This window comes from Mycobacterium sp. 1245111.1 (genome assembly GCF_001673405.1).
Classification (GTDB): domain Bacteria; phylum Actinomycetota; class Actinomycetes; order Mycobacteriales; family Mycobacteriaceae; genus Mycobacterium.
Window position 1 is genome coordinate 42,528 of sequence record NZ_LZLV01000136.1, and the last position, 22,606, is coordinate 65,133.

Here is a 22,606-nt window from a genome sequence, read left to right on the forward strand (position 1 = left end):
ATTCCCCTATCCCGAGAGGTTGAAGTTGCCGTTTGAGCCGTAGATCGAGAGCGAGACCAACAGCGTCACCGACACCACGACGATGAGCGAAGTACGTACCGCGTTTCCGGTTGCGACGCCTACGCCCTCTGGCCCGCCCGTCGCGAAAAACCCGTAGTACGTGTGCAAGAGCAGGACCGCGATGGCCATCAGCACCGCCTGCAGGAACGACCACAACAGGTCGACCGGGTTCAGGAAAGTGTCGAAGTAGTGTTGGTAGAGCCCACCCGATTGACCGAACAGCACAACGGTCGTGAATTGGCTTGCCAGAAAAGACAATATGACCGCAATGCTGTACAGCGGGGTGATGGCGAGCATGCCCGCGATGATCCTTGTGCTGACCAGGTACGAGATCGGCCGGATCGCCATGGCTTCCAGCGCATCGATTTCTTCGCTGATCCGCATAGCACCGAGTTGCGCCGTCACACCCGCGCCGAAAGTGGCCGCCAGACCGATTCCCGCGACGACTGGTGCCGCGATACGGACGTTGATGAAGGCAGCCAAGAATCCGGTGAGCGCTTCGATGCCGATGTTGCCCAACGAGCTGTAGCCCTGCACCGCGAGTGTGCCACCGGCGGCCAGCGTCAGGAAGCCGACAATGACAACGGTTCCGCCGATCATCGCCAATGTCCCTGCGCCCATGCTGATTTCAGCAACGAGCCGAATGATCTCCCGGCTGTAGCGGGTGACCGCGAAGGGTATGCCGGCCAGCGCCTTCCCGTAGAACACGGTGTGATCGCCGATCGAGGCCAGCGCACCAACGGGCCTGCGCCACCGGCCGAAGACCCGAAAGGCCCGCGGATAAGTGGCTTTCAGCGTCGTCACCGACATGGCATATCCCCCATCACTTCGTAGTGAATCGGATGCCGATCGCCGTAACGACCACGTTGACAACGAATAACGCCATGAACGCGTAGACAACGGTCTCGTTGACCGCGTTGCCCACCGCCTTCGCTCCACCGCCGGAGACCGTCAACCCGCGGTAGCACGCCACCAGGCCCGCGATAATGCCGAACAGCGAGGCCTTGATGCACGAGATCACCACCTCGGGCACCCCGGTGAGCAAGGTGATTCCTGCAGCGAACGCCCCGGGGTTGACGTCTTGCACGAAGACCGAAAACACGTACCCGCCAACGATTCCGATGATGACGACCAGGCTGTTGAGCAATAGGGCGACCAGGCCGGCGGCGAGCATCCGCGGTGTGACCAGCCGCTGCACTGGGTTGATGCCCAGTACCTCCATCGCGTCGATCTCTTCACGGATGGTTCGGGATCCGAGGTCCGCACACATTGCGGTCGCTCCGGCGCCGGCCACGATCAACACCGTCACCAACGGACCGACCTGGGTGACCGCGCCGAATGCGGCACCCGCGCCGCTGAGGTCCGCGGCCCCCAGTTCTCGCAGCAGAATGTTGAGGATGAAGCTGATCAGCACTGTGAACGGAATGGCCACGAGGAATGTGGGAGCCAACGCGACGCGGGCGATGAACCAGGACTGCTCCAAAAACTCTCGGGCCTGAAATGGTCTGCGGAAGGCAAATTTGATCGCGTCGGCTCCCATCGCGAAGAGCCCACCGACCGCCTGCATCGCACCGGCCAGACCGTTGGGCATGCTGATCCCGGTGGACCAGCGCTCCGCGCCTTTAGTCGCCATCGGTGCCCACCGTCCCTCCGTATCGCGCGCGTGAAACCACGCTCTTGAGCGGGGCGGGGCGGACAACCCCCACTTCTAGAAGCGTCCGGCGATTATTACCCATGCCGGATGCGGCGGGAGTGAGAATTGACAACCGAGGGACCTCCAATTAAGTGACGGCACCGATGGTTTTGAGCTCGATAATGCGGTCCCAGTCCAGACCGAGCTCCTGCAGGATGTCGTCGGTCTGTTCGGCGAACCCGGGCGCGGGTCCCGACATCGGAGCGGCCACGTCGAACTGGACCGGGTTGGCGACCAGTTCGAGTTCGCCTGCCTGTACTAGATATTCGTTCGCCCGGATCTGAGAGTCATTGGCTACCTGCAAGGTGTCCTGCACCGGCGCCCACGGCCCGGCCAGCGTCGCGAAGCGTTCGCTCCATTCCGCGAGACTGCGCTCCGCGATCGCCTTGCTCAGGATTTCCACCGCCACTGCGGTATTCGCGGCAATGTTCGCGTCGGTGTCGAAACGCGGGTCGCCTGCCAGTTCTGGTTGATCGATATGGCGGCAAACATCGGCCCAGAACTTACTGGCTTGCATCATCACAAAGGAGATATAGCGACCATCGGACGTCGCGTACAGCCCCACCAATGGGTTGATCGGGGAGCCGTGCACGCCGGGCGGGAAGGCCTCCATGCGCTGGTTCAAGTGAACGGTCAGTGCCACGGTGTGTCCCATCGACCACAACCCGCTGCCCAGCAGTGAGACGTCGACAACCGATGGTTCGCCAGTGCGCTCACGCTTGAGTAGCGCCGCGGCGATGCCGCCGGCCAGGTTGGTGCCGGAGATGGTGTCGCCGTACGCGGGACCCGGAGGGCCGACCATGCCTTCGGTGCCGGGCGGGGTGATGGTCGCGGCGGTTCCGGCCCGACACCAGAAGGCGGTCATGTCGTAGCCGCCTTTCTCGGACTCCGCGCCGCGCGGGCCCAACGCACTGCCGCGCGCATAGATGATGTTGGGGTTCACGGTACGAATGTCGTCGACGTCGATGCCGAACTTCTTCCGGTGACCGGGAAGGAAGCTGGTCAAGAACACGTCGGAGCGGCGAGCCAACTCGTAGAGCACCTCTTTGCCTTCGGGCACCGACATGTCGAGGCCGACGCTGCGCTTGCAGCGGTTGGCGTGCTCGATGTTCGGGTTGGGGTCGCCCTCCACGCGCAGCAGTCCGGTCTGCCGCAGACCGCGCTGCGGGTCTCCGGTCACCGCGTGCTCGACCTTGACGACGTCGGCGCCCCACTCGGCCAGCACTGCGCCCGCCGACGGCACGAACCCGTACATCGCCACTTCGAGGACGCGGATGCCCTCCAGCGGCCGTGTCATGCGGTGCCTTTAGCGCTGGGTGCCGCCACGGGGACGGCAAAAGTCTTGCGCTCCAAGAATTCCTCCAAACCTGCCACGCCCATCTCACGGCCGACGCCGGACTGCTTGAAGCCCCCGAAGGGGGCGTCGGCGCTGAAGTAGTTCCCGCCGTTGATGGAAAACGATCCGGTGCGGATCCGTCGCGCGACCGCCAACGCCCGCTCTTGATCAGCGCTGAACACCGCGCCAGCCAGACCGTAGATGGAGTTGTTGGCGATGCGTACGGCGTCGTCGTCATCGTCGAAGCCGATGACGACCAGCACCGGGCCGAAGATCTCTTGCTGCGCGATCTCACTGCCGGGGTCGACATTGGTCAGCAGGGTGGGCGCATAGAAGTAGCCAGGGCCCATGCGCGTCCCTCCGGTGACCAGCGTGGCGCCCTCGGCGACGGCCCGTTGCACCATCGCATCGACTTTGTCGCGCTGGCGCTCGTTGATCAGCGGTCCCATGAACGTCTTCGGGTCGGCGGGGTCGCCGTGTCGGACCTTGGCGAAGTTCTGCGCAATCAACTCGACGATCTCGTCGTGGTGCTTGTTCGGCACCAGCAGCCGCGACGTCAGCGCACATCCCTGCCCGGCATGCGTGACCATCGAGAAGGCCGCGAACATGGCGGCGCTCACGAAGTCGGCGTCGTCGAGCATGATCGCTGCCGACTTACCGCCCAGCTCGAGAAAGACGCGTTTGACGGTGTCGCTGGCCGCGGCCATGATTCGGCGCCCGACCGGGGTCGATCCGGTGAACGTGATGACGTCCACGTCGGGGCTCGTCGTCAGCGCTTCTCCGACGGCGGCGTCCGACGAGCTGAGCACGTTGACCACGCCGGGTGGGATGTCGGTGTGGTTGGCGATCAACTCCCCTAGCGCCAGCGTGACCAGCGGGGTGTCCGGCGCACCCTTCAGCACCACCGTGCAGCCGGCCGCCAGCGCGGGTGCCAACTTCGCCAACGCCAGCTGATTCGGGTAGTTGTACGCGATGATCGCGCCCACTACGCCGGCGCCTTCCTTTTCCACCCAGCGCTTGTGCCGCATTCCGCGCGATTCGACTTCGCCGAGGTCCTCGGTCATCGAGTAGTTGCGCAATACCTCGGCGTAGTAGCGGACGATCTTGATCGGCTCGTCCAGTTGAGCGCCCTGGGTGAGCGTGCGCGTGGCGCCGACCTCGGCGATCGTCAGCTCGCGGAGTTCGTCGGCGTGGTCGAGCAGCGCCTGGTGCAACTGGTCGAGGCAGCGGACCCGGAACGCCGCATCGGTCGACCACGTGCTGGTGTCGAAGGCTCGCCGCGCGGCCGTGATGGCGCGCTGCGCCTCGGCGATGCCGGCGTCGGGGGGGTGTCCGATCACGTCACCGGTGGCCGGGTTGATGGATGCGAAAACGCGGTCGGTGGTGACGAGTTGACCATCGATCAGCAGGCGCCGATCAGGCCCGCTGTCCGTCGATCGGCTACTGCCCACAGTGGCGGTGGCGGCATACTGCGGCGGCATTGGATCTCCTCAACACGTGGATAATTGCATTCTCATCCTGGCGAATCTTACATTCCGACTACGAGAATTCAACCAAACGGAAGAAACGAGACTGCCATACTCGTAGGCGCTATGTGCACTCGCGCGTAGCGGCGTCATCGCAGGCTAGGGCCGGTTTCTGGGCTGTCTTGCGGGCGCCCACAACGCGAGAGTAAGGTTCTCGTATTCGGAAGGGAGATTCTTTGTGTGTGACACGGCCCCTGTCCCGGTGACCCCATGAGAACGGCGGTCGTCACCGGCGGCGGCTCCGGAATCGGCCTCGCCGTCGCGGAGCGACTCCGCAAAGACGGCTACCGGGTCGCGGCCGTCGACCTCAAGCCGTCCGACACCGAGCTCGCGTTCACCGCTGATGTCACCGACCGCGGACAGATCGACGCCGCGTTGGCCGGCATCCGGGCGGAGGCCGGGCCGATCACCGTTCTGGTCAACGCCGCTGGGCTCGACGGCTTCAAGCGCTTCACCCACATCGAGTTTGCGGACTGGCAGCGCCTTATCGATGTCAACCTCAACGGGGTCTTTCACATGACGCAGGCCGTGCTGCCCGACATGCTGGACGCGAAATGGGGACGCATCGTCAACATCTCGTCCTCCAGCACGCATTCCGGCGCCCCCTTCATGTCGCACTACGTTGCCGCCAAGTCCGCGGTCAACGGGCTGACCAAGGCGCTCGCCCTGGAGTACGGCCCCCACGGCATCACCGTCAACGCGGTACCGCCGGGCTTCATCGACACCCCGATGCTGCGCAGCGCCGAGCAGCGCGGCAATCTCGGCGACATCGAAAAGACCATCGCCACAACGCCTGTGCGTCGGATCGGCAAGCCCGAAGACATCGCGGCGGCCTGCGCATTTTTGGTGTCCGAGGAGGCCGGCTACATCACCGGCCAGATCCTGGGCGTCAACGGCGGCCGAAACACCTAGCGGCCAAACATATTTCGTTGGTGAAACCAAGAGGAGAAGTAGTGGGAGAAGCGCAGGGCCGGGTAGCGGGCAAGGTCGCATTCGTGACGGGCGCGGGCCGTGGCCAGGGACGCTGTCACGCCGTCCGGTTGGCCGAGGAGGGCGCCGACATCATCGCGGTCGACATCTGCCGCGACATCGACACGATCGGCTACCCGATGGCCGGCCCGGAGGATCTCGACGAGACCGCGCGGCTGATCGAGAAGACCGGTCAGCGAGTGGTGATCGCGCAGGCCGACGTCCGCGACGCCGCGGCGTTGCAGGCGGCTTTGGAGAGCGGGCTGGCCGACTTCGGCGGCAAGCTCGACATCGTGGTGACGGCGGCCGGGGTCGCCGGGATGAAGGGCCAGCCGCCGCTGCGGGCGTGGACCGACGTGATCAACACCAACCTGGTCGGGACCATCAACGCGATTCAGGTTGCTTTGTCGCACCTTAACGAGGGTGCGTCGATCGTCGCGACCGGGTCTACTGCCGCGCTGATGGACACCTCGAAGAAGGACAACCCCGGCAAGGATCCGGGCGGAATGGCCTATGTGCACTCGAAACGCGCGCTGTCGAGTTACGTCCACGACCTCGCGACGGAGCTTTCGGCCTTCGGTATCCGCGCCAACGTCGTGCACCCGACCAACACCGATACCCCCATGCTGCAAAGCGAACCGATGTACCGTTCGTTCCGACCCGATCTCGAGAACCCGACTCGTGCTGACGCCGAACCGGTTTTCGGTGTGCAGCAGGCGATGAAGATTCCGTTCGTCGAGCCGGAGGACATCAGCAATGCCGTGCTGTGGCTGGCCTCCGACGAGGCCAGGTATGTGACCGGCTTGCAGCTGCGCGTCGATGCCGGCGGCTACCTCAAGTGGTACGACTACCGCACGTAAGGGACATCCATGAAAGTTCGGGTTGATTCAGACCGTTGCCAGGGGCACACGCTGTGCTCGATGATCGCGCCGGAGTCGTTTGAGCTCGACGACATCGAAGGTCACGCGTCGGCGGTGTCGGAAGACGTTCCGCCAGAACAGGAAGACGCGGTTCGCGAGGCGGCGCATTCCTGCCCGGAACAAGCGATCCTCATTACGGAGACCTCATGAGTATCGACGACGACATCGACCGCAAGAAGAATCGGTATCACTTCGATCGGCACACGCCCGAGTATCGGATGCAGTTCGAGAAGATCACCGAAGAGATCCACGACAAGTGCCCGGTCGCGTGGACCGACACCTACGACGGCCACTGGGTCGCCGGCGGCAGCAGCGCCGTGTTCGAACTCGCGCGCTGCCCAGTCGTGTCCAACGATCACGATATCAACGGTGAACGCAAAGGCTACCAAGGCATTTCGATTCCCAAAGCCAAGCGCGCCAGTGGCGTGCGCGGTGGCATCCTGGAGATGGACGAACCCGAGCACCGCATCTACCGCACCGTGCTCAACCCCTACCTCTCGCCCGCGGCCGTCAAGCGTTGGGTGCCGTTCATCGACGAGGTGACCCGTGCCTGCCTCGACGAGAAGATCGAATCGGGCCGCATCGACTTCGTCGACGATTTGGCCAACATCGTTCCCGCGGTGCTGACGCTGGCGATGTTGGGCATCCCACTCAAGCGATGGGCGATCTACAGCGAACCGGTGCACGCCTCGGTGTACACCCCCGAGCACTCCCCCGATATCGACAAGATCGTCGCCATGCATCGGCAGATGGGTCTGGACCTGCTGAACAACATGGTCGAGATCAAGGAGAAGCCGCGACCGGGAATCGTCAACGGGCTGCTCCAGATCCGGATTGACGGCGAGCCAGCGCCCGACCTCGAGATCATGGGCAACCTCGGCCTGGTCATCGGCGGCGGCTTCGATACCACCACCGCGCTGACCGCGCACTCGATGGAGTGGCTGTCCCAGCATCCCGACGAGCGGGAGCGTCTCAGCCGTGAGCGGGACACTCTGCTCGATTCCGCCACCGAGGAGTTTCTGCGCTATTACACACCCGCGCCCGGTGACGGCCGTACCTTCTCCGAAGACGTGGAAGTCGAAGGGACGCAGTTCAAAGAGGGCGAGCGGCTATGGATCTCCTGGGCGATGGCCAATCGCGACCCGTCGGTGTTCCAGGAGCCCAACAAGATCATCATGGACCGCAAAGGTAACCGGCACTTCAGCTTTGGGCTCGGTGTCCACCGCTGCATCGGTTCCAACGTGGCGCGCACGGTATTCAAGTCGATGCTGACCGCGGTGCTCGACCGGATGCCGGACTACGTATGCGACCCCGAAGGCACCGTGCACTACGAAACCATCGGCGTCATTCAGGGCATGCGGCACCTGCCGGCCGCCTTCACCCCCGGCAAGCGACTGGGCGCGGGTCTCGACGACACGCTGGAGAAGCTACAGAAAATCTGCGACGAGCAGGAACTGGCCCTGCCGATCACCGAACGCAAAGAAACCGCCGTCATCGACTAGACGAGCCCGACCTATGGCCAGCAAACAACTGACAGCGGGCGCGCGGAGAGCCTATATTCGGCCGAAGCTAACAGGAGGACAGCCGTGAAGTCGTTGGCGCTGAGTATGTTGCTGATCGCTGCGGCGACGGCATTGTCTCCGACCGCCCGTGCAGGGATGTTGATTGGAAATTATGAGGTGCACACGCCGCGCGATCCGGGCCACTCCTGGCTATGGGCAGTGCGAAAGTGCGAGCCCGGCCACCCCGCCGAGTGCGTCCACGTGCAGGCCATACCCCGGCCCAACGGCCAAGCAACGCCGTGGAATGGGGACGGGTTGCTGGCAAATGGCAGCTACACCATGAGCGTCGATGTACCCGACGGCGTGCGATGCACCATCTACTTTCTCCCTTCGCACGATGTCTACACCTGGGACTCGGTGGCACTCACCGGTTCTGTGCACTCCACCTTCGACGCCGGCTGCGGTGGGGCGCCGGGCGGGTCCGCCGACTACCCCTTCGAACTTGTCCGGTACTGAGACGGCGTCCTATCGGCCCGGCAGTCCCAACACCCGCTGGGCGATGATGTTGCGCTGGATCTCCGAGGTGCCGCCGGCGATGGTCCCGGAGAAGCTGCGGGCGTAGCGCTCGAACCAGCTGCCGAAGTAGTGGTCCAGGTTCATCGGCTCGTACGGCCCGGTCAACGCCGGATGCAGCAGTCCATCGGATCCCGCTGCGGACAAAGCGTTTTCGCATGCCTGCCGTTCGGCTTCGGAGCCGAGCAGCTTGAGCACCGACAGGGCAGGGACGTCCTCTTCCCCGCGCGCGGCTCGCGCCAGCGCCACCGACCCGAGCAGCCGAAGCGCCTGCCGGTCCATGACCGCGGTGGCGTACTGGTCACGCTCGAGGTCGTTCGCCGGGTGAAAGTCGGTGATGACGTTGTCCAGGCGGTCGGCGAATCCGAGCCACATCATCGTGCGCTCATGCCCTAGCGAACCGTTGGCCACCCCCCAGCCCTGATTGAGCGGTCCGACCAGGTTCTCTGCCGGCACCTTCACGTCTTCGAAGAACACCTCGTTGAAATCCACGTTGTCCTGGCCGCAGATATCCGGGAACGGCCGACGCGTCACGCCAGGTGTGTCAGTGGGGATCACCAAAGCGCTGATTCCCTTGTGCTTCGGTGCATCTGGATCGGTACGCACGAACGTCAGCAGCACGTCGGCGTCGTGTGCTCCCGACGTCCACACCTTCTGGCCGTTGACCACGAAGTGATCGCCGTCGCGCACCGCTTTCGTCCGCAGCGACGCCAGGTCCGACCCGGCGCTGGGCTCGCTCATGCCCAGCGACGCGGTGATCTCGGCCCGTAGAATCGGCACCGCCCAGCGTTGCTTCTGCTCGTCGCTGCCGAACGAGATCAACGACGCGGCAATGATATTCACGCCCTGTGGGTTGAAGCTGTGGTAGATCCGCCGCTTGCACAGCTCTTCCAGGTAGACGTACTGCTGCAGCACGGTGGCATTGCGGCCGCCGAATTCGGGTGGCTGCGTGGGTAACAGCCACCCGTTGTCGAACAACAGCCGTTGCCAGCGGCGGGCCCAATCCGGCATGTGCGACACCGATTTCGGGCGTTCCAGCGCCTCCGCCGCCGCGGTGGGTGAGTGTTCGTCCAGGAACGCGACGAACTCCGCGCGGAACGCCTCGACGTCTGGATCAAAGGTGAGCTGCACGGTATTCCTCGGTAACCCTCGCGCGGTGCTCGGCGGTCCCGCCGAGCATGAGTTCGCCGGCCTTGGCCCGCTTCAATGCGAACTGCAGATCGTTCTCCCAGGTGAATCCCATCGCGCCGAACAGCTGTAGGCCGTGGCGGAATACCAGCGATTGGCATTCGCCCGCACCGGCTTTCGCCATCGCGGCGGCCAGCCGACGGCGCGGGTCGTTTGCAGAGATCGTCAACGCCGAGTAGTAGGCCAGTGCCCGGGCGCGCTCGATCGCGACGTGCATATCGGCCGCCTTGTGCTGGACTGCCTGGAACGATCCGATCGGCACACCGAACTGGTGACGGCTGCGCACATGGTCGAGGACGAGGTCCAGAATGCGTTGGCACGCACCGACCATCGTCATCGCCATACCCATCAGCGCGACGTGGTGTGCCCGGTCGGTGTCGACACGTAGCCTGGCGGAATCAGGTACCCGCAGCCCGGTGAAGGTCAGGTCCGCGACGTGGAGCACCGGATCGAGTACGGCGCTGCGTCGCCGGGACAGCTGCGCGCCGGCGTCGTCGGCCTTGACGATGAACACCGCGGCATCGGTGACGACGGCCAACCAATCTGCTCGGTCGCCGTCCAGTACGTGGCGCGCGGTACCGTCCAGCACCCACTCCTCGCCGTCGCGGTGCACGGTGATACCGCTGTAGACGGCCGCGCCGGATGCCTGTGGGTCGAAGCGGTCCCCGGCCAGCGGTGCGAACTGGGTCATGGTCGCCAGGAACGGAGTGGGATCGGTCGCACGTCCGAGTTCCTCGAGGACGATCGCCAATTCGACGGCCGTCTCGGGATCACTCATCTCGGTCCAGCCGTGCTCGACATAGGCCTTCCAGACCGGGGCCGGGTCTACACCGTCCTCGGCGATACCTCTGACCAGCGTCGGTGGGCACTGTTTGCCGACGGCATCCCGGACGGTCTCCTGCCAGAGCCGCTGATCAGGGTCGAATTCCAGCAGCATCCGGCCAACTCCTTAGATCGTCAATGTGCTGTGAGAATACTATTCTCTTAATAGCACAGTGACAATCTCGCGGGCCTAGCTGCGAGAGATCGCGATGTCGTCATCGGCCATCCAGTGCACGAATCGCTGCAAGGGGTACATGGCATCGTGCGGGCTGCCCAGGGCATGCGCGTTCGCGGTGCCGAGGCGGCACAAGCGCTGCGCTCCGGCGCTGGCCAGTCGGTCGCGCAGTCGAGCCTTGCGTTCGTCGGGGTAGACACCGACCGTCTGGGTGGCGACGTTGACGTAGCGGATCGCATCGTCGAGCGAGTCGACCATCACGACGTTTGACGTCTTATTCGACGGAAGGAACTCAACGGGCTCGTCGGACAGGAGCACCAGACCGCGGCCGTCGAACGCGCCCCACAGCGTGACCTCGCCCATCGCGGCCATCACTTCGACTTCTTCGCGCACCTCCGCCGAAGGCGGCGGAGCCATAGCCGACGCGAAGTCCCGGTCGACTGTCAGCCGCGGCGCGAGTTGCGCGCACAACGCCTCGACCTGATCCCGACGGCCTTCGACGAAGGCGTATCTGCTTGCCAGACAAGCCTCTTGGTTGAACACCGTGGTGTCGGCCGCCAGTCGCTCGGCGACATCGGCGACAGCGTCGTCAGAATCGAATGCCTCCCGGCCGATCATCGAGATCGACGACTTGGGATCGAAGGAGATCAGCTGGATGCCGGGACCGAGATATTGAATGACGTTGTTGATCGCGTCGCCGCCACCCCAGGCCACGATCTTGTCGATGTACTGCGGACGGTAGATGGTTCCCTCGATCGAGGCGTCACCGCCCTGCCAGTACACCGCGGACATGGACCGCACGACGGGGTGACTCGGGTCGATCTCTGCCATCGTGCGCAGCACCGCGACGGTGGTGAACGGGTCGCTGGACGGCATCTTGAAGATGTTGACCGCCTTGACAAGTGCGCCCTGGGCGATCGACGCCACACATCCCGAGGGAGCATTGCCAGCCAGCATGTGGACCATTCGCGGCGGGAACGCCCGGACCGCCAGCTTGCTGCCGTACGGGTCGACTCGTTGCACCCAGCCGTCGAGCTCGTCGCGGCCGGCGAAGTTCGCGTCGATGATGCTCTCGAGGACGTGCCGGCTCAGATAGTAAGGCGCTTCCCGGTAGAGGTTCTCCACCACGCGCCGGGGCAGCGGATTGGTCGCGGCGATCAACTCGACACACTCTTGCAGGTGCGGATTGCGGTCGAGATGCAGACGCTCACCGGTCTCGACCAGGAAGTCGACGATCTCCGAGAGTTTGACGTCGAGCAGAGGCGGCAGCTGCGAGCGCGGCATGATCAGGGCATCGAGATCGATTGCCGGAGTGATGAAGTCAGCACCGAGGTCTCGGGAGCGATGCCGAACCGCGTAGCCGTTCACCACCACGCCGCGAACGAAGTGCGGCGCCGGCAGCGTCGTCACGACACACCCCGGACGTAGGCGTCGATACTGCCCGCACAGGTGATCTTGTCACCGCCCGGCAGGTCCGCATAGCGGGTGATGTCTCGACCGATGGTCGGCCCCTGATGGCCGCAGCCGCATGCGGCAAAGCTGACGTGAACCTTGTCGCCGCTGATCACCCCGCCCCAACGGCCTTCGATCGACGCGTCGAAAAACGCTGCGCGGCATTCGGTCTCGTCGGCAATGATTAGCCGCTCGCCGGCAGGGTCCAGCGGCAGCATGATCACCCACGGCGAGACGTGGTAGCGGCCCGCGTGGCACAGCGGGAAGGTCGCGTTGATCTCGCGCATGCTGTAGGCGTGATACAGCCGCTCCTCGGCGACATTGAAGGTCTCCAGCACGAACTCACGGTAATTCGGCGGTAGCTCCGCACCCTTGAGGCCGCCGGCCACCATCATGGCGTTGTCGGAACGGAAATCGTTGCCGCCGTGGCCTTTAGCCACGATGCCCTCGGCGATCTGGTAGAGCGTGGCGAACATGCCCGTCGCAAGCAGCGGAAGTGATCGGGACTCGATGACCGCGTCGACCGCCTTCTTTGCCGAGGACTCCATATCGGCTGCCCGTTGGGTGGCGATCTTCTCGAACTCGCTGATCTCACTGGGACGGGCCGTGCCGTCGGTGAGCTTTCGCCTCAGCGTGACCATGTCCACCATCGAGCCGACCGTGATCGGCTCACCGTCGCCGAACTGATAGGGCTCGTACCGCGTGGAGAAGGCGTCGATCATCGCTTGCCGGATCGCGTCTTCGCGGGGGGCGGCGAATTGTGGTCCGAGGCCGAGGAACTTGCGATCCTCACCGCGCTGTAGCCCGGTGGCCCAGAGCAGCGCTTCGATATTGACCCGTGCCGATAGCGCGATGTCGCCCTCGGTGCAGCTGAGCATGGCCGGCTTGCCGGTGGTGCCGCTCGAGCAGGACAGGTAGTGGCCAACGGTTTCCAGCTGCTTGATCCAGTCGTCGAGGGATTTCACCCCATCGGTGTCCAGGCCGTCGACCGGGCGGGTGGAGACCGTGGCCAACCACTTGCCCATCCGGTCCCATCGCTGATCGTTGAGCCATCCTTCGTTGTAGGTCTTGTATGTCGTGTGCGCGAACAGCAATGGCACCAGTTCGTCGAGCTCGTTAATTTCCCTCGTACCAGCCGATTCCGCTCGATTGCGGAGCAGCCCGATGTCACCAACCTGGCTCTGCAATCGCTCGTTGGCCGCCTGCACCTGCAGCAGCAACAGATCGTCCGGTGGGATGTCGAAGCAGTCCTGCGCCCCGATGAGACTGGTCAGACGTTCAGTCGCAGATGTCATCGAATTAAGTAAACACGTCCGTATATTAATGTCAACCGGTGGCCGAGATCATCGTGGCAAAATGCCGCGAAGGAACAGCGTCACCGCGTGCCGCAGATGCCGGTCCTCTTCCCGCCGGCTGCGGTACACCCCGAAGTCAGCGAGACGGGCGGGCATCAGCTCGACCAGCGCGAGAAAATGCTCGGCCGCCAGATCGACGTCACCCAGTTCGATCTCACCCGCAGCCTCGTGGCGTCGCAACACATCGACGATCTGGCGATGGCGTGATGACCAGCCAAAAGTCTCTGCGCTAATCGAGAATTCAGAAAATTTTGGCGATTCGGCCATAGCGATGCGATGCAACCGCACAATGTCGGGATCCAAGGCGCGCCGGAGCGCGCCCCGACCTATCGCCAGCAGCGCGGCTTCGAGATCGTGGCCGTCGACATCCGGAATCCAATCCCGTTCAACGCTGCGACTCAGCGCCCACGGGATGACGTCAAGGAACACCGCCCGCTTGTCGGGGAATCGCGCATAGAGCGTCCGCTTGGTGATACCCGCCGCATCGGCGATCATTTCCATGGTCGCCCGGTCGTAACCGTGATCGAGAAAAGTCGCGACGGCCGCCTCTCGCAGCTTTAGCTCCAGTTGCTCGGCCTGGGCACGCGTCGGTCGCCCACGCCGCGCTGTCGTCATGGACGAAATTATACTTGAGGGTATATTTCTCCCATGGACATTGGGTTTATAGGCTTGGGCCACATGGGTTTTCCGATGGCACGGCGCTTGCTCGACGCGGGCCACCATCTCACCGCTTTCGACACCCGCGACGAAGCCCTCGATCGACTGGTCACCTACGGCGCCCACCCGGCGTCCTCGCCCGCCGAGGTTGCCGGTCGTGCCGAAACCGTGTTGGCCAGCCTGCCGTCCCCGCAGGTGGCGCTGGAGGTGGCCACCGGAATGCAGGGCGATCGCATCCGCCGCTATGTGGACCTTTCGACGATCGGCAGTTCCACGGCAGCGCGCATCCATGATCTGCTCGCCGCGCGCAATATCGTCACGATGGACAGCCCGGTCAGCGGCGGTGTCGGTGGAGCCGAAGCGGGGACCCTCGCGTTGATGGTGTCGGGACCCCGCGCGGAGTTCGAGATGCTGCTGCCGGTGCTCGAAACCTTGGGCAGGCCAATGCACGTCGGCGAGCAGCCCGGATCGGCGCAGACGATGAAGTTGATGAACAACATCCTGGCGGCCACCGTTTTAGTGGCGACGTCGGAAGTCGTTGTGATGGGCGCGAAATCGGGTCTCGACCCCGAGGTGATGATCGACGTACTCAACGCCGGCTCGGGTGCGACGAGTGCTAGCCGCGACAAGTTCCCGCGGGCGATCCTTCCGCGCACATTCGACTATGGGTTTGCGACCGGGCTGATGGTCAAGGACGTCCGGCTCTACCTCGACGAGGCGAAGGCACTTGAGGTGCCGGTCGAGATCGCCGAGGCCGTGGCGCGGCTCTGGGAGACCACCCTGAACGACGAGGGCGCCGACTCCGATTTCACCTCCGCGATCAAACCGATCGAGCGGGTCGCCGGCGTCATTGTCGGCCGCGGCGAGGTGGGAGAATGATATTATCGCTGAAGAAGAACAGCAATTACATCGATAGGGTCCGATTATGGCCGCTATCAGGCGCAATGAATAATCGAAATGCTTACGGGAACCCTGTTGATTAGCGGTGAACCGGGATGTTAGTTTGGCTATCAGACTGCTCACAGCCTCGATGCAGTCAGCCGATTCGCGGAGGGTGGTTTAGGTGATCGAGCACCCGGACGGGACGCGCACGCCCCTGATCGACGCCAGCGTGCACATCTTCTTCTCGTCCAACAAGGAACTGCGCTCGGTCCTACGGGAGCCGTACAAGAGTCGCGGCTTCCCGGACTACGAGATGGACTGGTATGGCGCCCCGGGCGGCGAGTACGCGCCCAAAACCCGGGGGCCGGAGCGGCAGTACCCCGGCTCGGACCCGGATTTCGTTGGCAATGAACTTTTTTCGAATCGCGGCGTCGACATTGCCGTTCTGCATCCGATGGCGCGCGGCATCATGCCGGACCGTCATCTGGGCACCGCGCTGCACGCCGCCCACAACGAAATGATGGTGTCGAAGTGGTTGGAGCACAGCCAGTTCGGCGACCAGTTCCGCGGCACCATCCGGATCAACCCTGACGACATCGCGGGATCGCTCAAAGAGATCGAGAAATGGCGCTCACACCCCCGCGTCGTCCAGATCGGTGTCCCACTGCAATCGCGGGAGGTCTACGGTAAGCCGCAGTTCTGGCCGCTGTGGGAAGCCGCGGCCGACGCCGGCCTACCGGTGGCCGCGCACATCGAGGTCGGATCGGGTATCGCCAATCCGCCGACCCCGAACGGCAATACCCGCGTCTACGAGCACTACGTCAGCTTTATGGCGCTGAACTACCTGTATCACCAGATGAACATGATCGCCGAGGGCGTGTTCGAACGCTTCCCGGACCTGAAGTTCGTCTGGGGCGACGGGGCCGCCGATTTCATCACGCCGTTCATCTGGCGGATGGACACCTTCGGCCGGCCGCACCTCGAGCAGACGCCGTGGGCACCCAAAATCCCGAGCGATTATCTGCCCGGCCACATCTACTTCGTGCAGGGCAGCCTCGACGGACCCGGCGACACGGACTTCGCCGGTGAATGGTTCGGCTTCACCGGCAAGGACGACATGGTGATGTTCGGCTCGAGCTACCCGCACTGGCAGCTCGGCGACATCACCAAGCTGCCCAAGGCACTGTCCCCCGAGCAGCGGGAGAAGTTGTGCTGGCGCAACGCGGCAGAGCTCTATGGCATAGACATCGCCGTCGGCTCAGGCGCACAGTAGAGCTAGAGCGAGGAGATCGAAATGACGCTGACCCATTCACAAGAGCGCGTTCCGGCCGCAGAGCGTATCGCAGTGCGGTGCGTCGACTCGGATGTCCATCCGGTGCCTCGGCGCGGCGAGCTGGTGCAGTACATCCCCGAGCCGTGGCGCAGCAAATACTTCCTCAATCGCGAGGTCGGCGAGCAGATTTACTACGACGCCCCCGACTATGCGCACGCCTACGCGATGCGCACCGACGCCTTCCCACCGGACGGCGAATTCGCCGGCAGCGACCCGGACATGGCGTTCCGGCAACTGATCATGGAAGCGGGCTCCGACATCGGCATTCTGGAACCCGGCGCCTACCCGGCGCGAATCCCCGAGGCGCAGCACGCGATGTCAGCGGCCTTGAACGACTGGCAGGCCCACCACTGGCTCGACAGCCACAACAACTGGCACGAGCGCTGGCGCGGTTCGATCTGCGCCGCGATCGAGGAGCCCGAGGAGTCGGCTCGCGAGATCGAGAAGTGGGCCGGACACCCCTACATGGCGCAGATCCTGATCAAGGCCGAGCCGCGACCGCCGTGGGGTAACCCGAAGTACGACCCGATCTGGGCCGCCGCCACCAAGCATGACTTGCCCGTGAGCTGCCACCTGTCCCGCAGCCAATTCGACGAGCTGCCGGCCCCGCCGGTGGGATACCCGAGCTACAACCACGACTTCATGGTCACCTACTCGCTGCTGGCGGCCAACCAGGTGATGAGCCTGATCTTCGACGGAACCTTCGACCGCTTCCCGACGCTGCGGATCGTCTTCGTCGAGCACGCGTTCACCTGGATTCTGCCGCTGATGTGGCGGATGGACGCGATCTACGACGCCCGCAAGTCGTGGCTGGACATCAAGCGCAAGCCGTCGGAGTACGTCAAGGAACACATCAAGTTCACCACGCAGCCGCTCGATTACCCGGAAGACAAGACGGAGCTGACCCGGGCGCTGGAGTGGATGGAGTGCGAGAAGATCCTGTTGTTCTCCTCGGACTACCCGCACTGGACCTTCGACGACCCGCGCTGGCTGGTCAAGCATCTGCCCAAGCATGCCCGGGATGCCGTGATGTACAAGAACGGCATTGCGACATACCACCTTCCGGAGACGGTTCCCGTCCTTGAGGGCCAAGTCCGGGTGCTCTGAATTGCCGGAAGAAGTCACCCGGCCCCAAATCCCGCACGATCAACCCCGTCTCGCCCAGGGCCGCGAGCACGTCGTTGCCACCGTCGACGAGATCCCTTCGGGCAAGCACAAACTCGTCCCGATCGGCCGCCATGGTGTCGGAGTGTACAACGTCAACGGCACGTTCTATGCGATCGCCAATTACTGCCCGCACCAAGGCGGTCCGCTGTGCTCGGGGCGCGCCCGGGGGCGAACCGTCGTCGACGAGACCGCGCCCGGTGATGCCGTGATGGTGCGCGACAAGGAATACATCTACTGCCCTTGGCATCAATGGGGTTTCGAGTTGGCGACCGGCACGACCGCGGTCAAGCCGGAGTGGAGCATCCGCACCTATCCGGTGCGTGTCGTCGGTAACGACGTCCTGGTGCAGGCCTGACAACGGGAGAATCGGTGTCTTCTATCGAGATTAACGGTGGCAATGTCGTCTACGAAATCCTCGGTGATTCAGGCGATCTCATCGCGTTGACGCCAGGTGGCCGGTTCAGCAAGGAGATCCCCGGGCTGCGTCCGCTGGCCGAGGCACTGGCCGCCGGCGGGTACCGGGTGTTGCTGTGGGACCGGCCCAACTGCGGCGCGTCCGATGTGCAGTTCTACGGGCAGAGCGAATCGCACATGCGCGCCGAGACCCTGCACGAGCTGGTGACCGGGCTGGGCTTCGACCGGTGCATCCTGGCCGGCGGGTCCGGTGGCGCACGGGATTCCATGCTGACCACGATGCTCTACCCCGAACTGGTAGAGAAGCTGGTGGTGTGGAACATCGTCGGCGGCATCTACGGCACCTTCGTGCTCGGCTCCTACTACATCGTGCCCAGCATTCTCGCCGTGCGCGGCAGCGGGATGGCCGGCGTGGCCAAGGTCCAGGAATGGCAGGAGCGCATCGCCGAGAATGCGGCGAACGAAAAGCGGATCCTCGACTTCGACTCCGACGAGTTCCTCAAGCTGATGCTGCGCTGGCTCAACGCCTTCGTTTCCAAACCGGGGCAGACGATTCCGGGTGTCGACGACGAGATGTTCGATCGGATCAAGGTCCCCACCTTGATCATTCGTGGCGGCGAGAACGACATGGACCACCCGAAGCGGACCTCGCTGGAGGTCAGCTGCTTGATCAAGGGATCCAAGCTCATCGACCCGCCGTGGCCGGAGGACGCCTGGGAGCGTGCATCCGAAGCCCGGGCGCAGGGCAAAGTGAAGCACTTCAACATGTTTGACACCTGGGTGCAAGCCGCCCCGGCGATCCTGAAGTTCCTGGGATCCTGATGCGGCTACACCGTGTGGATGCGGACCTCGCAGTTCAGCGACGCCTCCAACGCCGTATGGATCCGGCTTTCCGGGATGCGATCGAGATCGTCTTCACGCAAAGTCACATCGACGATGTCGAAGCCGTCGTCACCGGGTGTCCGAACGATGTCGCCGGTGAGACCGAACCCCGCCAGCACGCCGTGCGCGTCGTCATCGGTGCCCCGGCTGACGAAAGTGACCACACCCGGGACCGGGGCGGTCGGAAAAGCCTTGCTACACAGCTCAATCGCCACCGCCTGGGCGGAGCCAGCGTCGGCGGAGCCGATCAACAACTCCACCTCACGACGGCCGGCGGGCATGGCCCCGAGGTCTTTCTCGATGACCCCGCCGCGCCCGACGCTCTCGAGGAGCACCGCCATGCCGTCGGTTAGCTGCGCAGGCGTCAGGACGTTGTCCGGGTCGACGTTGACGCGCACAACTGCGGTTCGCATGTCCGCAAGCCTAACGGGGGTCAACTGATGGAGACCAGCGCGGCACCAGCGATCAGCATCGGCACGTCGCCCGGCTTGACGCCCAGGCTGTTGATCCGGGGTGGTCGGGAAGACAGCACTGCCTACGTCGGGTATCAGCCCTTGGCGAACGCCGACCAACTGCTCGGCGAGGTCGGGTCAAGTGGACTGCTCGGTCGGGGCGGGGCGGGCTTCCCGTTCGCGGTCAAGGCACGCGCGGTCCGCGACAACGGACGCGCCGCCGGTGGCGCCGTCGTCGTCGCCAACGGCGAAGAGGGAGAACCGGCTTCGATCAAGGACCGGTGGTTGCTGCGGCACCGCCCGCATCTAATCCTCGACGGTCTGCGGCTGGCCGCGTCGATGGTGGACGCCGACCGGGCCTACGTCTATGTGTCCGACGCGGAGTCGGCGCGCAGTGTGCAAGACGCGCTGGCCGAGCTGGGCCCCGACGCCCTCGGCATGCTGGAAGTGCACGTGCATAACGTCGAGCCGGGCTATGTCGCCGGTGAGGAAACGGCCGCCGTCCGCGCGCTCAACGGTGGGCCGGTCAAACCAATGGACAAGCCGCCGAGGCCTTTTCAGGAAGGCGTCGGCGGCCTGCCAACGCTGGTGAGCAATGTGGAGACGCTGGCCGGCCTGCCGTTCGTCCAGCGGCATGGGGCCGCGGAGTTCCGCACGCTGGGCACATCGTCGTCGCCGGGCAGCTTCCTGGTGACGGTGACCGGCGCCGGGCGCGGACCAGGGCTCTACGAGGTGCCGCACGGCCTGGCGTTTACTGAACTTCTTGCTCTGCATGGTGTTTCGTCCGAGCACGTACGAGGTGTGCTGATGGGCGGCTACTTCGCAGGCCTGCTCGACCGCGCCGTCCTGGACGCCACGCTGGACCACGAGACGCTGGGCAGCCTCGGCAGCGGCCTGGGCAACGGCGCGATCACGGTGATCACCGACGACTGCCCGCTCGCTGTCGCGGCATCCGTGCTGGCGTACTTCGACCGCGAGAATGCCGGCCAGTGCGGCTCCTGTTTCAACGGGACCGCGGCGATGGCAGCCGTCGCCGGGGCCCTGCGCGACGGGGTCGCTACCGAGGAGGACGTGGCCCGGCTGCGGCGGTGGTCGGTCGTGCTGCGTGGGCGCGGCGCATGCGCGACGCTGGATGCCGCCACCAATATCGCAGCTAGCCTACTGGCGAAGTTTCCCGACCTCGTCCAAGCTCACCTCGACAGTGGCTGTCAGACATGCCAATTGGGCGCCTTCCGGGCCGACCGCCCCTATCAGGTGGAGGCGTTGTGAAAATTCGTCTGGACCGCACGATCTGCGACGGCTTCGGGCTGTGCGCCAAACACGCGCCGGAGTACTTCTCTCTCGACGATTGGGGATACGCGTCACTGGAAGGCGGCGGCGAGGTCGCCGAGGGCGACCGCGATGCCGTGATGCGGGCGCTGCTGGATTGCCCCGTGCACGCGATCACCGAGTGGGGCGAACACCGTGAGGCCACCCCGCATGAGCGGTCGGTCGGTGCCGACGACGCCGCGGAACACTTGAAGACCGAAGCGAACGAAGCAGAGTGGGGGTTCACCCGTTGACCGGCCGTCCGCTGCCGTTGATCACCGATGACAACGAGTTCTTCTGGAAATCGGGCGCCGACGGCAAGCTGCGTTTGCAGGAGTGCAGCGATTGCTCGGCGCTGATCCACCCACCCGCGCCCGTCTGCCGATACTGCCGCTCACACCACCTCGGTGTGCGGGCGGTGTCGGGTCGCGCGACGCTGGCCGGGTTCACCGTCAACGAGCGATTCAGCCTGCCCGGGCTTCCGGCGCCCTACGTCGTCGCCCAGGTCGCCATTGCCGAGGATCCCCGAGTTCGGTTGACCACCAACATCATCGACTGCGACCCCGAGGAGTTGGAGTTAGGCCAGCAGGTCGAGGTTGTCTTCGAGCACGACGACGACGTCTGGCTGCCGCTGTTCCGCCTCGTCGACGGCGCGGAGCCCGCTGCGTTGCCGGTCGACGAGATCGCACCGGAGCGCTTCGGTGAATACGTGCGGCCGATGGTCACCACCGAGAAATTCGAAGACAAGGTCGCCCTGACCGGAATCGGTATGTCGGAGATCGGCCGGCGGTTGATGGTGCCACCGCTGTCGCTGACGATCGCGGCCTGCGAAGCGGCGATCGCCGACGCCGGCCTGACCATCGACGACATCGACGGCCTCTCAACGTATCCCGGTGGCGGCTTTTTCGGTGGCTTCACCGAAGGCGGGGTCACGGCGCTGGAAGCCGCGATGGGCATCCGCCCGGCGTGGCACAACGGGGGCATGGAGACCTTCGGCCCCGGCGGCTCGGTGATCGCCGCGATGCTCGCCGTCGCCGGTGGTTTGGCCCGGCACGTGTTGTGCTTCCGGACACTGTGGGAAGCCACCTTCAACGAGCAGATGAAGCAGGGCAAGATCGTCCCGTCCGGCGGTCGCCGAGCCGACTGGCTGCTGCCGTTCGGTGCCACCTCCGCGGCACACACGTTGGCGCAGAACGCCCAACGTCACTTCCACCGCTACGGCACGACCAAGGAGACGCTGGGCTGGATCGCGTTGAACCAGCGCGCCAACGCCCAACTCAACCCGACAGCGGTGTACCGGACGCCGATGACCATGGACGACTATCTCAACGCGCGTCCCATCACCTCACCGTTCGGGCTTTACGACTGCGACGTGCCCTGTGATGGTGCCATCGCGGTGATCGTGTCCGCCGTCGACGCCGCGCAGGACACCGCCAAGCCACCGGTGTACGTCGAGGCCGTCGGGACCCAGATCATCGAGCGGATCGATTGGGACCAAAGCACATTGACCCACGAGCCGCAGGTACTCGGGCAGGCAGCGCACCTGTGGACACGTACCTCGCTGAAACCACAGGACGTCGACGTCGCCGAGCTGTACGACGGGTTCACGATGAACTGCCTGTCCTGGATCGAAGCGCTGGGATTCTGCGGTATCGGCGAGGCGCGCGACTTTCTCGACGGGGGTAAGAACATTTCGCGTGACGGTCAGCTGCCGCTGAACACCCACGGCGGTCAGCTGTCGCACGGCCGCACTCATGGCATGGGCCTGATGCACGAGGCCATCACGCAGTTGCGCGGCGAAGCCGGCGACCGCCAAGTCACCGACGCCCGTGTCGGCGTGGTCAGCAGTGGCGGCCTGACACCGAGCGGAGTACTGCTCTTGCGGGCCGATCGGTGACCCGCCGGCGATCCGACCGTGCGCCGCATGAGCGGCGCCGGTG

Annotated in this window: 23 protein-coding genes; 13 read left to right on the forward strand and 10 right to left on the reverse strand. The window is 64.6% G+C overall.

What is annotated here, in order from left to right; all coding sequences use genetic code 11:
- Positions 1–6 precede the first annotated feature (6 nt).
- The 4 genes from A5658_RS21255 to A5658_RS21270 form a co-directional block, all read right to left on the reverse strand.
- Positions 7–870 carry an ABC transporter permease gene (locus A5658_RS21255; RefSeq protein ID WP_067339780.1) on the reverse strand — a complete coding sequence of 288 codons (864 nt, stop codon included), beginning with the start codon at positions 868–870 and terminating at the stop codon, positions 7–9.
- A 13-nt stretch (positions 871–883) separates the two neighbouring features.
- A complete protein-coding gene (locus A5658_RS21260) occupies positions 884–1,693 on the reverse strand; it encodes an ABC transporter permease (protein WP_067339783.1) in 810 nt (269 codons plus the stop codon).
- 148 nt (positions 1,694–1,841) lie between these two features.
- A complete protein-coding gene (locus tag A5658_RS21265; RefSeq protein ID WP_067339785.1) occupies positions 1,842–3,050 on the reverse strand; it encodes a CaiB/BaiF CoA-transferase family protein in 1,209 nt (402 codons plus the stop codon).
- On the reverse strand, positions 3,047–4,570 hold the full coding sequence (locus tag A5658_RS21270) for an aldehyde dehydrogenase family protein (protein WP_082993335.1): 1,524 nt from the start codon (positions 4,568–4,570) through the stop codon (positions 3,047–3,049). The genes A5658_RS21265 and A5658_RS21270 overlap by 4 nt, the downstream gene beginning before the upstream one ends.
- A 255-nt stretch (positions 4,571–4,825) precedes the next feature.
- Here A5658_RS21270 and A5658_RS21275 point away from each other — a divergent pair, with 255 nt between their 5' ends.
- The 5 genes from A5658_RS21275 to A5658_RS21295 all read left to right on the forward strand — a co-directional run bounded on the left by A5658_RS21275 (position 4,826) and on the right by A5658_RS21295 (position 8,522).
- On the forward strand, positions 4,826–5,527 hold the full coding sequence (locus A5658_RS21275) for an SDR family NAD(P)-dependent oxidoreductase (RefSeq protein WP_067339787.1): 702 nt from the start codon (positions 4,826–4,828) through the stop codon (positions 5,525–5,527).
- A gap of 41 nt (positions 5,528–5,568) precedes the next feature.
- Positions 5,569–6,444, forward strand: a complete 876-nt coding sequence (locus tag A5658_RS21280; protein WP_067339791.1) for a mycofactocin-coupled SDR family oxidoreductase — start codon at positions 5,569–5,571, stop codon at positions 6,442–6,444.
- Between the two features lie 9 nt (positions 6,445–6,453).
- The gene (locus tag A5658_RS21285) at positions 6,454–6,654 is read left to right on the forward strand and encodes a ferredoxin (protein ID WP_067339793.1); all 201 of its coding nucleotides are present in this window, start codon (positions 6,454–6,456) and stop codon (positions 6,652–6,654) included.
- Positions 6,651–8,006, forward strand: coding sequence for a cytochrome P450 (locus A5658_RS21290; protein ID WP_067339795.1), 1,356 nt, complete (start codon positions 6,651–6,653; stop codon positions 8,004–8,006). Before A5658_RS21285 ends, A5658_RS21290 begins: the two co-directional genes overlap by 4 nt.
- A gap of 105 nt (positions 8,007–8,111) precedes the next feature.
- Positions 8,112–8,522: a hypothetical protein gene (locus A5658_RS21295; RefSeq protein WP_067340145.1), complete on the forward strand. Its 411-nt coding sequence runs from the start codon at positions 8,112–8,114 to the stop codon at positions 8,520–8,522.
- Positions 8,523–8,531: 9 nt separating this feature from the next.
- On the opposite strand, the gene A5658_RS21300 is transcribed toward A5658_RS21295, so the two are convergent.
- The 5 genes from A5658_RS21300 to A5658_RS21320 form a co-directional block, all read right to left on the reverse strand.
- On the reverse strand, positions 8,532–9,710 hold the full coding sequence (locus tag A5658_RS21300; RefSeq protein WP_067339797.1) for an acyl-CoA dehydrogenase family protein: 1,179 nt from the start codon (positions 9,708–9,710) through the stop codon (positions 8,532–8,534).
- Positions 9,694–10,704: an acyl-CoA dehydrogenase family protein gene (locus A5658_RS21305; RefSeq protein ID WP_067339800.1), complete on the reverse strand. Its 1,011-nt coding sequence runs from the start codon at positions 10,702–10,704 to the stop codon at positions 9,694–9,696. The genes A5658_RS21300 and A5658_RS21305 overlap by 17 nt, the downstream gene beginning before the upstream one ends.
- A 75-nt stretch (positions 10,705–10,779) precedes the next feature.
- Positions 10,780–12,174, reverse strand: a complete 1,395-nt coding sequence (locus tag A5658_RS21310; protein WP_082993336.1) for an acyl-CoA reductase — start codon at positions 12,172–12,174, stop codon at positions 10,780–10,782.
- On the reverse strand, positions 12,171–13,511 hold the full coding sequence (locus A5658_RS21315) for a hypothetical protein (RefSeq protein ID WP_067339804.1): 1,341 nt from the start codon (positions 13,509–13,511) through the stop codon (positions 12,171–12,173). Before A5658_RS21315 ends, A5658_RS21310 begins: the two co-directional genes overlap by 4 nt.
- Positions 13,512–13,559: 48 nt before the next feature.
- Positions 13,560–14,249 carry a TetR/AcrR family transcriptional regulator gene (locus tag A5658_RS21320; protein WP_231997404.1) on the reverse strand — a complete coding sequence of 230 codons (690 nt, stop codon included), beginning with the start codon at positions 14,247–14,249 and terminating at the stop codon, positions 13,560–13,562.
- On the opposite strand from A5658_RS21320, the gene A5658_RS21325 reads away from it, so the two are divergent.
- The 5 genes from A5658_RS21325 (at position 14,220) to A5658_RS21345 (ending at position 18,846) form a co-directional block, all read left to right on the forward strand.
- Complete coding sequence (locus tag A5658_RS21325) at positions 14,220–15,107, forward strand: NAD(P)-dependent oxidoreductase (RefSeq protein WP_067339809.1); 888 nt, start codon at positions 14,220–14,222, stop codon at positions 15,105–15,107. The two genes, A5658_RS21320 and A5658_RS21325, sit on opposite strands and share 30 nt — an antisense overlap.
- A gap of 184 nt (positions 15,108–15,291) precedes the next feature.
- Positions 15,292–16,383: an amidohydrolase family protein gene (locus A5658_RS21330; RefSeq protein WP_067339811.1), complete on the forward strand. Its 1,092-nt coding sequence runs from the start codon at positions 15,292–15,294 to the stop codon at positions 16,381–16,383.
- A gap of 21 nt (positions 16,384–16,404) precedes the next feature.
- On the forward strand, positions 16,405–17,550 hold the full coding sequence (locus A5658_RS21335) for an amidohydrolase family protein (RefSeq protein ID WP_067339814.1): 1,146 nt from the start codon (positions 16,405–16,407) through the stop codon (positions 17,548–17,550).
- A 1-nt stretch (position 17,551) separates the two neighbouring features.
- Positions 17,552–17,965, forward strand: coding sequence for a Rieske 2Fe-2S domain-containing protein (locus A5658_RS21340; protein WP_231997405.1), 414 nt, complete (start codon positions 17,552–17,554; stop codon positions 17,963–17,965).
- Positions 17,966–17,979: 14 nt separating this feature from the next.
- Positions 17,980–18,846 carry an alpha/beta fold hydrolase gene (locus A5658_RS21345; RefSeq protein ID WP_067339817.1) on the forward strand — a complete coding sequence of 289 codons (867 nt, stop codon included), beginning with the start codon at positions 17,980–17,982 and terminating at the stop codon, positions 18,844–18,846.
- Between the two features lie 5 nt (positions 18,847–18,851).
- Here the strand turns inward: A5658_RS21345 and A5658_RS21350 are convergent, their stop codons facing one another.
- The gene (locus tag A5658_RS21350; protein WP_067339819.1) at positions 18,852–19,319 is read right to left on the reverse strand and encodes a hypothetical protein; all 468 of its coding nucleotides are present in this window, start codon (positions 19,317–19,319) and stop codon (positions 18,852–18,854) included.
- A 27-nt stretch (positions 19,320–19,346) separates the two neighbouring features.
- On the opposite strand from A5658_RS21350, the gene A5658_RS21355 reads away from it, so the two are divergent.
- Genes A5658_RS21355 through A5658_RS21365 form a run of 3 tightly spaced genes read left to right on the forward strand, consistent with a single transcriptional unit; the run spans position 19,347 to position 22,563 of the window.
- Entirely contained in the window at positions 19,347–20,627 is a 1,281-nt protein-coding gene (locus A5658_RS21355) for an NADH-ubiquinone oxidoreductase-F iron-sulfur binding region domain-containing protein (RefSeq protein ID WP_067339822.1), read from the forward strand.
- Complete coding sequence (locus A5658_RS21360; RefSeq protein ID WP_067339824.1) at positions 20,624–20,920, forward strand: ferredoxin; 297 nt, start codon at positions 20,624–20,626, stop codon at positions 20,918–20,920. The genes A5658_RS21355 and A5658_RS21360 overlap by 4 nt, the downstream gene beginning before the upstream one ends.
- Positions 20,902–22,563: an OB-fold domain-containing protein gene (locus tag A5658_RS21365; RefSeq protein WP_231997406.1), complete on the forward strand. Its 1,662-nt coding sequence runs from the start codon at positions 20,902–20,904 to the stop codon at positions 22,561–22,563. The genes A5658_RS21360 and A5658_RS21365 overlap by 19 nt, the downstream gene beginning before the upstream one ends.
- Positions 22,564–22,606: the final 43 nt, after the last annotated feature.

Excerpts from the sequence above, each read along its gene's own strand:
- A5658_RS21265 (WP_067339785.1), bottom strand. The coding sequence starts at position 3,050 with ATGACACGGCCGCTGGAGGGCATCCGCGTCCTCGAAGTGGCGATGTAC.
- A5658_RS21285 (WP_067339793.1), top strand. The coding sequence starts at position 6,454 with ATGAAAGTTCGGGTTGATTCAGACCGTTGCCAGGGGCACACGCTGTGC.
- A5658_RS21350 (WP_067339819.1), bottom strand. The coding sequence starts at position 19,319 with ATGCGAACCGCAGTTGTGCGCGTCAACGTCGACCCGGACAACGTCCTG.
- A5658_RS21260 (WP_067339783.1), bottom strand. The coding sequence starts at position 1,693 with ATGGCGACTAAAGGCGCGGAGCGCTGGTCCACCGGGATCAGCATGCCC.
- A5658_RS21275 (WP_067339787.1), top strand. The coding sequence starts at position 4,826 with ATGAGAACGGCGGTCGTCACCGGCGGCGGCTCCGGAATCGGCCTCGCC.
- A5658_RS21295 (WP_067340145.1), top strand. The coding sequence starts at position 8,112 with ATGTTGCTGATCGCTGCGGCGACGGCATTGTCTCCGACCGCCCGTGCA.
- A5658_RS21325 (WP_067339809.1), top strand. The coding sequence starts at position 14,220 with ATGGACATTGGGTTTATAGGCTTGGGCCACATGGGTTTTCCGATGGCA.
- A5658_RS21305 (WP_067339800.1), bottom strand. The coding sequence starts at position 10,704 with ATGCTGCTGGAATTCGACCCTGATCAGCGGCTCTGGCAGGAGACCGTC.
- A5658_RS21335 (WP_067339814.1), top strand. The coding sequence starts at position 16,405 with ATGACGCTGACCCATTCACAAGAGCGCGTTCCGGCCGCAGAGCGTATC.
- A5658_RS21355 (WP_067339822.1), top strand. The coding sequence starts at position 19,347 with ATGGAGACCAGCGCGGCACCAGCGATCAGCATCGGCACGTCGCCCGGC.
- A5658_RS21290 (WP_067339795.1), top strand. The coding sequence starts at position 6,651 with ATGAGTATCGACGACGACATCGACCGCAAGAAGAATCGGTATCACTTC.
- A5658_RS21315 (WP_067339804.1), bottom strand. The coding sequence starts at position 13,511 with ATGACATCTGCGACTGAACGTCTGACCAGTCTCATCGGGGCGCAGGAC.
- A5658_RS21255 (WP_067339780.1), bottom strand. The coding sequence starts at position 870 with ATGTCGGTGACGACGCTGAAAGCCACTTATCCGCGGGCCTTTCGGGTC.
- A5658_RS21270 (WP_082993335.1), bottom strand. The coding sequence starts at position 4,570 with ATGCCGCCGCAGTATGCCGCCACCGCCACTGTGGGCAGTAGCCGATCG.